The sequence below is a fragment of the Streptomyces sp. NPDC096176 genome (genome assembly GCF_044763255.1).
Lineage (GTDB): Bacteria > Actinomycetota > Actinomycetes > Streptomycetales > Streptomycetaceae > Streptomyces.
The window spans coordinates 346357-358926 of record NZ_JBIWFV010000008.1 but is presented as its reverse complement, the minus strand read 5'-3'; the positions used below and the strand labels follow the sequence as shown (position 1 = coordinate 358926).

Below are 12570 nucleotides of genomic sequence, written 5' to 3'. Positions count from 1 at the left end.
GATCGTGGGACGGCAGGCGTCAGTGACTCGCAGGCGGCGGTCAGCGGCCGGTGCTCTTGAGGCGGTGGCGTTCCTTCTCCGAGAGGCCGCCCCAGACGCCGAACCGCTCGTCGTGGGTCAGCGCGTACTCGAGGCAGGCCACTCTGCCTTCGCACGCTCCGCACAGCTGCTTGGCCTCGCGGGTGGACGAGCCCGGGGCCGGGAAGAAGAATTCGGGGCCCGCCTGGGCGCACAAAGCGCTCTCCTGCCAGGCGAGTTCCTGCTCGGTGGTGGTGTTGATCGGCATGCGTGACACGTTGCAGCGCGCGGATAAACACCTGGTCAATGAAGCATCAATGATTCCCGCCCCGCGTCCGTCACCGCTTCTTTCCGTACCTCAGGACGCCGACCGGAAGCTCTGCAGTAGGGCGAACCGGGCGCCCGCCGGATCGCCGAGCTTGGCGAAGCGGCCGACGCCCTCCAGGTCGACCGGGGCCATCCTGATGTCGGCGCCGAGCTCTTGGGCCGTGGCGACGGTGGCATCGCAGTCGGTGACGGCGAAGTAGGGCAGCCAGTAAGGCCCGCCGGCGGCCTCGAGCGGGTCGGCGCTCAGTGGTACGACACCGGCGAACATGGCGTCCTCGCCCGCGCCGCCCGGGTGGACCATGGTGTAGCTGCCGCTGCCGTCCGGCAGGGGCATGGACGAGCTCTCCCACCCGAAGACGTCGCCGTAGAAGTCGAGGGCCGAGTCCGGCTCGGGGGTGTAGAGCTCCAGCCAGCACAGCGCGCCCGGGTCGTCCACCCGGTCGAGGCCCTGGTTCCGGTCGGGCTCCCAGCCGGCGAAGCCGGCTCCCGCGGGATCGAGGAAGATCACCATCCGGCCCTGGTCGAAGACGGCCATGGGCTGGAACACCACCGTGCCGCCGCGCTGTTCGACCGCTTTGACGGTGGCGTCGGCGTCCGGCGTCCGGAAGTAGACGCTCCAGCCGGGTGGGCCCTGCTCCGGAGGCACGGTCATGCCGGCCGCGACCGTCCTGCCGTCGAGCTGGAACATCCCGTAGCCGCCCGCTTCCGGCCCGGCCGACAGGAAAGTCCAGCCGAACACCCCGCCGTAGAAGGCCTTCGCCGCCTCGAGGTCGGGTGTGCCGAGGTCGATCCAGTTCGGGGAGCCTGGGGCATACGCGGTGGTGAGCATGGTTCCCTCCATCGGGGCCGGTCCCCCGAAATTGACGGTGCCCAGTCTGCTCCCCGTCCCGCGCGGGGGCAGTACGGCGCGCCGCCCGGCGACCCCGCGCCTTCGCCGAAGTCCGTTGCGTCCGGGCCGCGTCGTCCGCGAGGATCACGGTCATGACGACCAGAAAGGCTCATGTCGCGTAGCCGCCGGGCGCTCCTTCCCTCGGCCAACGCGCCGCCGGACCGGACGACTGTCGCCCGAGTCCCCACGCAAGCACGCCACTGCCGAGGAGCACCACATGGAGACCATGTCCCTCGTTCCCTACGCCCGGCTGCCACGCACGCACGCGCAGCGGGTGGTCCTGCACAGCACCGTGGACGCGTTCGGGCGTGCCCACTGGCTGCTGGGCGACCGCCCCGCCCGCGGTCCCTACGACGCTCTGGTGGTGACCGTCGACGACACCCAGGTCCAGGAGACCCACCTCAGCGCCGTGACCGCGCGGTACCCGATGCTGGACGCACTGCCCGACGGCGCCTTCGTCGTCGCCGACGCCCGCCGACGCGGCGGGGCCGACCATGTCCAGGTATTCGACGCTCTGGGCAGGCACTCCTGGTCCTTCGCCGTCGGTGACGCGATCCAGCATCTGTTGGCGGACGAGTCCGGGGACCTGTGGGTGGGCTACTTCGACGAGGGCGTGTTCGGTGACGATCCGCTCAGCGAGCCCGGCCTGCGCCGCTGGTCGGCGTCGGGCGAGGCCCTGTGGGAGATGAAGCCGGCGTCCGAGATCGAGTACGTGGCGGACTGCTACGCCCTCAACGTGGACAAGGGCACCGCTTGGGCCTGCCCGTACACCGAGTGGCCGCTGCTGGAGATCCGCGAGGGCCGGTCGGTGACCGTGCGGTCGACGCCGGTGGCCGGAGCCAGGGCCCTCGCGGTGCACGGCGGCGGTGCCGCCCTCTTCGGCGGGTACGAGGACGACGTCGACCGTCTCGTCCTGTGCACGCTCACCGGCACCGCCGCCGAGCCGTATGCGACCACGACCCTCGTCCGGCCCGACGGCACCGCCGTCGGGCGCCGCCGGGTCGTCGGCCGCGGTCCTCGCATCTACGTGCAGCCCGAGCCGTGCACAGCGTGGGCGGTGTGGGACCTGTGCACCGTCGGTGGCTAGTGGGCGTGCTCCTCGCCCGAGCCTTCCGGATGGTGCGGTTCGTAGCCCGGAATCGTGCCGTCCGGCTTGGCGACGAGGAAGAGTCCGGCCATACCCATGTCGGAGTGGCTCTGGACGTGGCAGTGGTACATCCACGCCCCGGCGCCCACGTGTTCGCCGGCGATCACCTGGAAGCCGAACGAGTCCGCGGGACCTGTGATCTTGTTGTCGATGACCCTGCTGACGTCGTCGGCGCCGGCGAGCAGGCCGGTCCTGTTGTCCGCCCAGCGGTGACCGTGCATGTGGAAGGTGTGGTAGTACTCGCCGTGCGTGATCATGACGACTTCCACGCGATCACCTACGGTGGCACGGAAGTTGGGCGGGTCGGCGGCGGGCCGGTTGTTGATCGTCATGTCGTTGAAGACGATGGTGAACTGCTTGTCCGGGAGGATGTCGCCCTTTCTGCGCACCACCAGCGGCCCGTACAGACCCTTGCGGATGCCGCCCGTGCCGTGGTCGGTGCCGACGACATGGTCGTGGTAGTGCCAGTAGCCCGCGCTGCCCGGCCGCCATGTGCCGTCGGAGCGGTTGCCGGGGGTGTGCGTGCGCCAGGTGTAGGTGCGGGTGGCACCCGGTTCGACGTGGCTGCGGCTCATCCTCGTGCCGTCGTTGGCGATGTCGTAGTCGACCCCGTGGGGATGCAGACTGACCGGCACGTCCATCAGATTCTCGAACTCGATGTGCAGGGTGTCCCCTTCGACGAGTTCGATCAGCGGGCCGGGAATCGTCGGCTTGCCCTTCTCCAGCCCGTAGCCCATCTGCCCGTTCGCCATCTTCTCGGCGTACAGCTTGAGATGACGTACCTGCCCGCCCGCCTGGGCAGTCCTGGGTGCGCCCTTGGCCGCAGGGGAGGCAGCATTGGAGGCGGAAGCGACCGACAACGATGTCACGCCGGTGGCCGCCGCTGCCGCGCCGCCCGCGAGCAGACGCCGGTTGAAGCTCCGTCTGTCCATGTCGAAACTCTCCAGTCGTCGGCAGAGATTGACGGGGCGCAACTGACCCCGGGGACGGCCACACGGTAGCCGGGTGATCTTCGTTTATCCACAGTCAGGACAAAGTTCGTCGTGATGCGGTCATATCTATTGGCGAACCGCGAAAAGAGGTCTAGCTTCAACGGCTGTTGTTGTGACCAAAGAGGGGTGGGTGACCACATGCAGCGCGCACCACATCACAGGTCCGGAAATCCAAGATCCCGAACACGCCTTCTGGCTGCGGCACTTGGAGTCGGCGCCCTGACCGCTTCCCTGCTCGGGGGCGGCGGTGCCGCAAGCGCCGCGCCCTATCCGCCGGAGCCTGCGGCGACAACGTTGTCCCTGCCGTCACCGCCGGGTGGCGCGAAAGTGCGGGTACTCGTCTTCCACGGCTCCTCCACGGCGGAGTCGCCGACCGTCAACGCCGGCATCTCCGCGATCGAGACGATCGGGCTGACCGGCCCGACAGCAGGCCGCTTCACGACGGAGGCCACCGACGACCCGGCGGTGTTCACCAACGCCAAGCGGCTCGGCAGGTTCAACGCCGTGGTGTTCCTGACCGGCGGCGGCGATGTGCTCGACCCCGAGCAGGAGGCCGGCCTCGAGTCGTACCTCGAGGCGGGCGGCGGGTTCGTCGGCATCCATGAAGCGGCCCGCACGGAGCCGTACTCGGACTGGTTCACCGGTCTGATCGGCGCCCGGCCGACGGGGGCGCCGAGCAGCAGCCAACGGGCCGTCGTCGAGGTGGGCGACCGCACGCATCCGGCCACGAAGTCGCTTCCCCTGCAGTGGAAGCGGCCCGACAAGTGGTTCAACTGGGCGGAGAACCCCTCCGGCAAGGTGCACACCGTGGCACGGGTCAAGGAGAGCTCCTACACCCCGGCCGCCAAGGGCAACGGCTGGGACCACCCGATCTCCTGGTGCCGGGACTACGACGGCGGCCGCTCCTTCTACACCGGCATGGGCGGCACGGTCGACAGTTACGCGGAGACGGACTTCCGCGACCATCTGCGCGGCGCGCTCGCCTGGACGGCGCGACTCTCGCAGGCCGACTGCAAGGCCACCATCGACGCCAACTACACCGCCGAGCGGGTCACCCGGCCCAACCAGCCCGGCCAGAACGACCAGGTCGGCGAGCCGCACGGACTGGTCACCGCCCCCGACGGGCGGGTGCTGTACATCGGGCGCGGCGGCGCCGACTCGTCCCGGCCGGTCGTGACCGACTGGAACAACCCGGACATCGGGAAGGGCCAGGGCGAGATCCACGTCTACGACCCGAAGACCAAGACGGTCACCAAGGCGGGCGCGCTGACGGTCTTCGGCAACAAGGGCGGCGGCGACGAGCTGGTCAAGAACGAGGAAGGTCTGCTCGGTATCGAGCTGGACCCCGACTTCATGACCAACGGCTGGGTGTACCTGCACTACACGCCCCATTCGGAGATCAACCGGGACACGCACATGGCCGAGCGCCGGGTCTCCCGCTTCACTCTCGATCTGGCGACCGACAAGCTCGATCTGTCCAGCGAGAAGGTGCTGCTGCACTGGCCGGTACAGATCCACAGCTGCTGCCACTCGGGCGGCGGGATGGCCTGGGACTCCGAGGAGAACCTCTACATCGCCACCGGTGACAACAACTCGTCCGGCTTCAGCGGCGGTTACTCGGGCAACAACCCGGAGCCGAACTTCAAGGGCGTCTCCTTCGCCGACGCTCGCCGCACCGCCGGCAACACCAACAACCTCAACGGCAAGATCCTGCGGATCCACCCCGAGGACGACGGCACCTACACGCTCCCCGCGGGGAACCTGTTCACGGGCGAGGAGACGGCGGAGGGCGGCGGCAAGACCCGCGGCGAGATCTATGTGATGGGCGTGCGCAACCCGGCGCGTATCTTCGTCGACAAGAACACCGACATCCTCTACGCGGGCTGGGTCGGCCCGGACGCGGGTGCGCCCTCGACGACCTGGGGTCCGGCCAAGTACGACACCTTCGCCGCCATCACCAAGGCCGGCAACCACGGCTGGCCGTACTGCATGGGCAACAACCAGCCCTACCGCGACCGCAATCTTCCCGACCCGAGCAAGCCGCTCGGCTGGTACGACTGCGACGCCCCGAAGAACGAGTCCCCGAACAACGACGGCCTGGTGAACCTGCCGCCGGTCACTCCCAACACCATCTGGTACTCGCCGCAGGGCGGCGGCGTGGACTACCCGCGCGACGCGAACGGCATTCCGAGCTACAAGCAGGAGGAGCAGAAGCTCCTGCTGCCGTGGCTCAAGGGCGGCGGCCAGGCCACCATGAACGGCCCCGTCTACCGCTTCGACGCCGCGAGCGACTCGGCGGTCAAGTGGCCGGCGTACTGGGACGGCAAGTGGTTCGTCGGCGACTTCTACGACGGAGACCAGCCGCGGCACGCGGTGCTCACCGATCCGAAGACCGTGGGCAAGGGCGGCCTGCCCGTGCACGCCGAGTCGCTCAAGAAGATCATCCCGGTGGGCTCCGGCGGTATCCGCAACCTCATGGACTGGAAGTTCGCGCCCGACGGGTCGCTTTACGTCCTGGACTACGGGCGCGGGTTCTTCACCTCGGACACCAACTCCGCGCTGTGGCGCGTGACCTACAAGGGCGGCGGGGCGACCCCGGCCGCGGACCAACTGGCGAGGAAGGCGGCGCAGTGACCTTCGGACACAGAACCGCGAGCTTCTGGACGGCCCTGCTGGCCGCCGTGGCGATGATTGTCGGACTGACGTCCGCGGCCGCGTACGGAAAGACCGACACCGCGCCGGCCGACGGCCGGCAGGCGGCCGCCGCCCAGGTGCTGACCTGGAAGGCCGGCGACGCGATCGACAAGTACCTGTCCTTCCCGACCACGGCGGTGGCGGGCCCCGCGACGATCGTCTTCGAGAACAGCACGGCCACCGGCAACACCACGGGAATGCCGCACACGCTGACGTTCTCCGTGTCGGACGTCGAGTTCAACAACGACGTCCCGCTCAACATCCTGGCCAATCCGAACGACGACATGGGCGGCAAGCACACTGCCGAGGTCAACCTCACGGAGGGCCGATACTTCTACCACTGCACCATCCCGGGTCACGGCTCGATGCAGGGCATCCTGACCGTCACCGCGGGCAGCGGCGAGGACACCACCGCACCCGTCACGACGGCGAAGGTGGACGGCGACAAGAACGCCGACGGCGCCTACGTCGGCCAGGCCACCGTCACCCTTGCGGCCACCGACGAGGGCGCGGGCGTCGACAAGATCGAGTACGCGGTCGGCGCGGACGGCCCGTGGCAGCCGTACACGGCGCCCGTCGTCGTCGACCAGGTCGGCACCCACAAGGTCCGCTACCGCGCGTACGACAAGGCGGGCAACGTCGAGGTGGAGAAGGCGGTCGCCTTCGCCGTCGCCGCACCGCCGACGGACGACACGACCGCGCCGGAGACCTCGGCGACGGTCAGCGGCGACAAGGACGAGCAGGGCCGCTACCTGGGCATGGCCACGGTCACGGTCACCGCGTCGGACGCCGGCTCCGGTGTCAACACCATCGAGTACGTGCTCGGTGACGGCGCCTGGCAGCCGTACGCCGGCCCGGTGACGGTCGATGAGGCGGGTACGCACAAGGTCCGCTACAAGGCGACCGACAAGGCGGGCAACGCCGCTGCGGAGAAGTCCGTCGACTTCACGGTCGTCGCGCCGCCGGCAGAGGACAAGGAACCGCCGCAGACCACGGCCGGCGTCTCCGGCAAGCAGAACTCCGACGGCGCGTACATCACCAGCGCCACGGTGACCGTCGTCGCGGTGGACTCCGGAGGCTCGGGCGTCGACAGGGTCGAGTACTCGCTCGACGGCGGTCCGTACCTCGTGTACACGGAGCCCGTGCTGGTCGACCGGGTCGGCTTCCACACGGTCCTCTACCGGGCCACGGACAAGGCGGGCAACACCTCGGCCGCCAAGACCCTGTCCTTCACCGTCGTGGAGGGAGGCGGCGTCCCCGCGCCGAACTGCCCCGAGTACGACGAGCGGGCGACCGTGATCGTCGGCACGGTCGACACCGGCATCCCGAACCGCATGACGAGCAGTCGCTGCACCGTCAACGAGCTGATCGAGGACGAGAAGGACTGGTCCTCGCACGCCCTGTTCCTCAAGCACGTCGACAAGGTCATCGACACGCTGCTCGAGGAGGGGGTCATCGACGCCCGCGAGCACCGGAAGATCTACCGCGCCGCCAAGCAGTCCGGCATCGGCAAGCCGGGCCAGACCGACGGCTACCGCAAGCTCTTCGACGGCACCGAGGAGACGTTCACCAAGTGGCAGCAGGTCGGCGGCGGCAAGTTCTCACTGAGCGCGGACGGGGCCATGACCAGCAGCACGACCGTGCCCGGCATGGGCATGCTGTGGTTCCCGCAGCGGCAGTACGGCGACTTCTCGCTGAAGCTCCAGTGGCGCGACGACGCACCGGGCTCGGGCAACGCCAACGGCGGTGTCTTCGTCCGCTTCCCGTACGTCCACGACAACCCGGAGGAGTCCCGTCCGGAGTGGGTCGCGATCAAGTACGGACATGAGGTACAGGTCCTGGACCGCCCGGACGGCGACATGTACAAGTCCGGCTCGATCTACGGCTTCGACCGCGTCGGCCTCGCCGGCGCCGGAGTGACGCCGAAGGGCACCTGGAACGACTACGAGATCCGGGTGGAGGGTCAGCACTACTCGATCTTCCGCAACGGCAAGCTGATCAACGAGTTCGACAACACCGGCGGCCAGGTCTTCGAGCCCCCGCGCTCCGACGACCCGGGCACGGACGGCCGCCGGTACGCCTCCGGTTACATCGGCCTCCAGGTCCACGGCACCACGGACGTCATCTCGTACCGCGACATCCGGATCAAGGAGCTCTAGCTCTTACCTTCTGCTCGCGCGCAAAGGGCCTCCTCCCGCCCGGGAGGTGGCCCTTTGCCGTCCCCGGCGCCCGGCAGGCCGTGGCTCAGGTCGCGGACTTCTTCGCGCGGCTCGGCTGGACGCGCTTCGGCTCTCCCGGCATCTTCGGATAGTCGGGCGGGTAGGGCAGGTCACCCATGCCGTGATCGCGTTCGTCCTTGCGCGACAGTTCGAGCAGGCCCTCCAGCGAGAAGGCATTGTCGTCCATGTCGGCGTGCACGTCGCCCAGTTCGGCGAACCGGCCGGGCATCGTGGCCAGGTCGAAGTCGAAGGGCGACACGTCGTCGAGCTCCTCCCAGCGCAGCGGGGCGGAGACGGGGGCATGAGGGCGGGGGCGTACGGAGTAGGCCGAGGCGATCGTGCGGTCGCGGGCGGTCTGGTTGTAGTCCACGAAGATCCGCTCGCCGCGCTCCTCCTTCCACCACGCCGTGGTCACCCGGCCCGGCATCCGCCGCTCCAGCTCCCGGCCCACCGCGATGGCGGCGCGGCGCACCCCCGTGAACTCCCAGTTGGGCTCGATCGGCACGAAGACGTGCACGCCACGACCGCCGGACGTCTTGGGCCAGCCGCGCAGACCGTACTCGTCCAGCAGGGCGCGCAGTTCGTGTGCGGCGGCGACCGCGTCCTTGAAGTCGGTGCCCGGCTGCGGGTCGAGGTCGATGCGCAGCTCGTCGGGGTGGTCGACGGCTCCTCTGCGCACCGGCCACGGGTGGAACGGCAGCGTGCCGAGGTTGGCAGCCCAGATCACGGCGGCGACTTCGTTGGGGCACATCTCGTCGGCGGTGCGCCCGCTGGGGAAGGAGATGTGCGCGGTCGGGATCCAGTCGGGGAGGTACTTGGGGACGCGCTTCTGGAAGAACGACTCGCCCTCCACACCCTCGGGGTAGCGCTCGAGCGTCGTCGGCCGGTCGCGGAGAGCCCGGACGATCCCCGGCCCGACGGCCAGGTAGTACCGCGCCACGTCCAGCTTGGTGAACCCCCGCTCCGGGAAGTAGATCTTGTCCGGATTGGACACACGTACGGTCCGCCCGCCTGCTTCCAGCTCCACCGCTGCACCCGCTGCACCCATGTGGGCCACGGTAGGCCGAGGGCGGTTATGTCGCATATCGGGCAGAATCGACGCATGGATCTGCCTGTGATGCCGCCTGTGAAGCCGATGCTGGCCAAGGCCGTCAAGAAGATCCCACCGGGGATGCAGTACGAGGCGAAGTGGGACGGCTTCCGGGCGATCGTGCACCGCGACGGCGACGAGATGGTGATCGGCTCCCGGACCGGCAAGCCGCTCACCAGGTACTTCCCGGAGCTTGTCGTCGAGCTGTCGGCCAACCTGCCGGCCCGCTGCGTCGTCGACGGGGAGATCGTCATCGCACACCAGGGGCGGCTGGACTTCGACCGGCTCACCGAGCGCATCCACCCCGCGGACTCCCGGGTGCGGATGCTCGCCGAACGGACACCTGCCAGCTTCGTCGCCTTCGACCTGCTCGCACTCGGGGACGAGTCGCTGCTGGACGCGCCGCTCAAGGCGCGGCGGACGATGCTCACCGAGGCGTTCGCCGACGCGCGGCCGCCCGTGCACCTCGCGCCCGCGACCACCGACGTGGAGGTCGCACAGGAGTGGTTCGAGCACTACGAGGGCGCCGGCCTCGACGGGGTCGTCGCCAAACCGCTGGACCTGCCCTACCGGCCGGACACCCGGCTGATGTACAAGGTCAAGCACGAGCGGACCGCCGACGTCGTTGTCGCCGGTTACCGCTTCCACAAGTCCGGGCCGGTCGTCGGATCGCTGCTGCTCGGCCTGTACGACGACTCCGGCGCCTTGCAGCACGTCGGCGTCTGTGCCGCGTTCTCGATGAAGCGGCGCGAGGAGCTGGTGGAGGAGCTCGAGCCGCTGCGCCTGGATTCGGTGGGCGATCACCCTTGGGCGGCCTGGGCGGAGGAGAGCGCCCATGAGAGCGCCCGGCTGCCCGGTGCGCCGAGCCGCTGGTCCGGCAAGAAGGACCTGTCATGGGTGGCGCTTCGACCCGAGCGGGTGGTCGAGGTCGCCTACGACCACATGGAGGGCGACCGCTTCCGGCACACGGCGCAGTTCCGGCGCTGGCGGCCCGACCGGGAGCCCGCCGGCTGTACGTACACACAGCTGGAGGAGCCGGTGAGCTATGACCTGGCCGAGGTGCTGTCTCCCCCCGGGCGCTGAGCACGGCTCGTCGCCGGGTGCCGGATCCTCGGACCACGAGGGGAGAGCCATGCCGAGTCGGTCGGTCGGCTCAGGCGTACAGCGTGTCGATCTCCTTCGCGTAGGCGGCGGCCACCGCATGGCGCTTGATCTTCAACGACGGAGTGAGCAGGCCGTTCTCTTCGTTGAACTCGCCCGGCACGATCGCGAACCGGCGGATCGACTCGGCGCGGGAGACCGCCGCGTTCGCATGGTCCACGGCCCGCTGGACGTCGGCGATCAGCTCCGGGTCCTCGCAGAGCTCGGCGAGCGCAGTGCCCGTCGGGCGCTTCCGTACGGCCAGCCAGTGCTCCATCGCCTCCGGCTCCAGGGTGATGAGCGCGGCCACGTAGGGGCGGCTGTCCCCGACGACGACGCACTGGCCGACCGGTGGGCGGCTGCGCAGCCGGTCCTCGAGGACGGCGGGTGAGACGTTCTTGCCTCCCGAGGTGACGAGGATGTCCTTCTTCCGGCCGGTGATGGTCAGGTACCCGTCGTCGTCCAGGGCGCCGAGATCGCCGGTGGCGAACCACCCGTCGTGGAGCACGTCACCGGTTGCCGCCGGGTTGTTCCAGTACGAGTCGAAGACGATGCCACCCTTGATCAGCACCTCGCCGTCGTCGGCGATCCGGATCGCGGTGCCGGGCACGGGCTGCCCGACGGTGCCGGGCCGCGGGGCGAGCGGCGGGATGATCGTGGCGGCCGCGGTGGTCTCGGTCAACCCGTACCCCTCGTAGATCACGATGCCCGCGGCGCAGAAGAAGAGATTGAGTTCGCGGTCGAGCGGCGATCCGCCGCTGATCGCGTAGCGCAGCCGTCCGCCGAGTTCCTTACGGATGCGCCGGTAGACGAGCAGGTCGTACAGCGCCCAGGCGGCGGTGAGGGCGGGCCCTGGGCCTCTTCCGGTGCCTTTGGCGGTGCCGGTGCGGGTGGCCGTGCCGAGGAACTTCGCCAGGTATGCCTCCGCGAACCGGACGCCGATGCGGTGCGCACGCTCGAACGAGGCTCCGCGGCCGATCTTCTCCGCAGTGGCGCGGCCCGTGTCGTGGATCTTCTCGAAGAAGTACGGCACCCCGACCAGGAAGGTGGGCCTGAATCTCTGCAGCTCGGGACGGAGTTCGTCGGGCTTGATGCTGGGGCAGTGCCCCAGTTCGATCCGCGCCATGAGGCAGGCGATCTGGATGGTGCGGCCCAGGATGTGGGCGAGCGGCAGGAACAGCAGGGTGGACGCCGTCTGGCCGGTGACGGCCTGGAAGACGGGGTGGAGCAGCTCGACGGTGTTGGACGCCTCGGCGTGCAGGTTGCCATGGGTGAGCATGCAGCCCTTGGGCTTTCCCGTGGTGCCGGACGTGTAGCAGAGGGTGGCGACGGAGTCGGGCGTGAGCGCCGCGCGCCGTGCGGTGATCTCCTCGTCGGGAATCTCCCTGCCGAGTGTGGCCAGTGTCACCATCGCGTCGCCGTCGAGGGTCCAGACACGGGGCGGTGCGTCCATGCCGTGGGCGGCCTCGCCCACGAGCTCGGCGTGTTCCGGTGTCTCCGCGACGACTTGGGCGGCACCGCTGTCCCGCAGGATCCATGCGACCTGCTCCGCGGAGGAGGTCGCGTAGATCGGCACGCTCTGCCCGCCGGCCGCCCAGACTGCGAAGTCGAGCACAGTCCATTCGTACCGTGTGCGCGACATCACGGCGACGCGGCCGCCCGGCTCGAGACCCGCTTCGATCAACCCCTTGGCGGTCTCGGTCACTTGACGTGCGAATTCGGCGGCGGTGACCGGTCGCCAGCGACCGTCGTCACCCTTTCGGCGCAGCACCACTGATTCGGGTGCTTCGGCGGCGTTCGCGTAAGGTATGTCGGCGGTGCTACCGGAGACGGACGGCCGGACGAGGAGCGCTGTGCGCGCCTCTCGTACGACACCGTCCTCCCTGACCAGTTCGACCGGGACGCGATCGGCGAGATCGCTGTGCTTTTTCGCCCTCTTCAGATCCTTGTGTACGCCCATGGTCGGCTCCAGTTCGCGGGTTCGCGGTTCGCGGGCAGGGAGTTGACGGGACCTCGGCACTTACTCGCGGGGCAACTTACTCCCGCGTAACGAG

At 69.3% G+C, this 12570-nt stretch carries 9 protein-coding genes; 4 read left to right on the top strand and 5 right to left on the bottom strand.

What is annotated here, in order from left to right:
- Nucleotides 1–40 precede the first annotated feature (40 nt).
- Together ACIQ7Q_RS24020 and ACIQ7Q_RS24015 are read right to left on the bottom strand one after the other, a co-directional pair.
- The gene (locus ACIQ7Q_RS24020) at nucleotides 41–286 is read right to left on the bottom strand and encodes a WhiB family transcriptional regulator (RefSeq protein WP_403865669.1); all 246 of its coding nucleotides are present in this window, start codon (nucleotides 284–286) and stop codon (nucleotides 41–43) included.
- 90 nt (nucleotides 287–376) lie between these two features.
- Entirely contained in the window at nucleotides 377–1174 is a 798-nt protein-coding gene (locus tag ACIQ7Q_RS24015; RefSeq protein WP_403865666.1) for a VOC family protein, read from the bottom strand.
- 277 nt (nucleotides 1175–1451) lie between these two features.
- On the opposite strand from ACIQ7Q_RS24015, the gene ACIQ7Q_RS24010 reads away from it, so the two are divergent.
- Nucleotides 1452–2321 carry a hypothetical protein gene (locus tag ACIQ7Q_RS24010; RefSeq protein ID WP_403865663.1) on the top strand — a complete coding sequence of 290 codons (870 nt, stop codon included), beginning with the start codon at nucleotides 1452–1454 and terminating at the stop codon, nucleotides 2319–2321.
- Here ACIQ7Q_RS24010 and ACIQ7Q_RS24005 read toward each other — a convergent pair.
- Nucleotides 2318–3313, bottom strand: a complete 996-nt coding sequence (locus ACIQ7Q_RS24005) for a multicopper oxidase domain-containing protein (RefSeq protein WP_403865661.1) — start codon at nucleotides 3311–3313, stop codon at nucleotides 2318–2320. The two genes, ACIQ7Q_RS24010 and ACIQ7Q_RS24005, sit on opposite strands and share 4 nt — an antisense overlap.
- Nucleotides 3314–3511: 198 nt before the next feature.
- On the opposite strand from ACIQ7Q_RS24005, the gene ACIQ7Q_RS24000 reads away from it, so the two are divergent.
- Nucleotides 3512–6007, top strand: coding sequence for a ThuA domain-containing protein (locus ACIQ7Q_RS24000; RefSeq protein ID WP_403865658.1), 2496 nt, complete (start codon nucleotides 3512–3514; stop codon nucleotides 6005–6007).
- Nucleotides 6008–6060: 53 nt separating this feature from the next.
- Complete coding sequence (locus ACIQ7Q_RS23995) at nucleotides 6061–8226, top strand: OmpL47-type beta-barrel domain-containing protein (RefSeq protein WP_403865851.1); 2166 nt, start codon at nucleotides 6061–6063, stop codon at nucleotides 8224–8226.
- Between the two features lie 85 nt (nucleotides 8227–8311).
- Here the strand turns inward: ACIQ7Q_RS23995 and ligD are convergent, their stop codons facing one another.
- Complete coding sequence (ligD, locus tag ACIQ7Q_RS23990) at nucleotides 8312–9334, bottom strand: non-homologous end-joining DNA ligase (RefSeq protein ID WP_403865656.1); 1023 nt, start codon at nucleotides 9332–9334, stop codon at nucleotides 8312–8314.
- Nucleotides 9335–9388: 54 nt separating this feature from the next.
- Here ligD and ACIQ7Q_RS23985 point away from each other — a divergent pair, with 54 nt between their 5' ends.
- Nucleotides 9389–10459, top strand: a complete 1071-nt coding sequence (locus tag ACIQ7Q_RS23985; protein ID WP_403865653.1) for an ATP-dependent DNA ligase — start codon at nucleotides 9389–9391, stop codon at nucleotides 10457–10459.
- 70 nt (nucleotides 10460–10529) lie between these two features.
- Here ACIQ7Q_RS23985 and ACIQ7Q_RS23980 read toward each other — a convergent pair whose 3' ends face one another.
- Complete coding sequence (locus ACIQ7Q_RS23980; protein ID WP_403865650.1) at nucleotides 10530–12476, bottom strand: AMP-dependent synthetase/ligase; 1947 nt, start codon at nucleotides 12474–12476, stop codon at nucleotides 10530–10532.
- Between the last annotated feature and the right edge of the window lie 94 nt (nucleotides 12477–12570).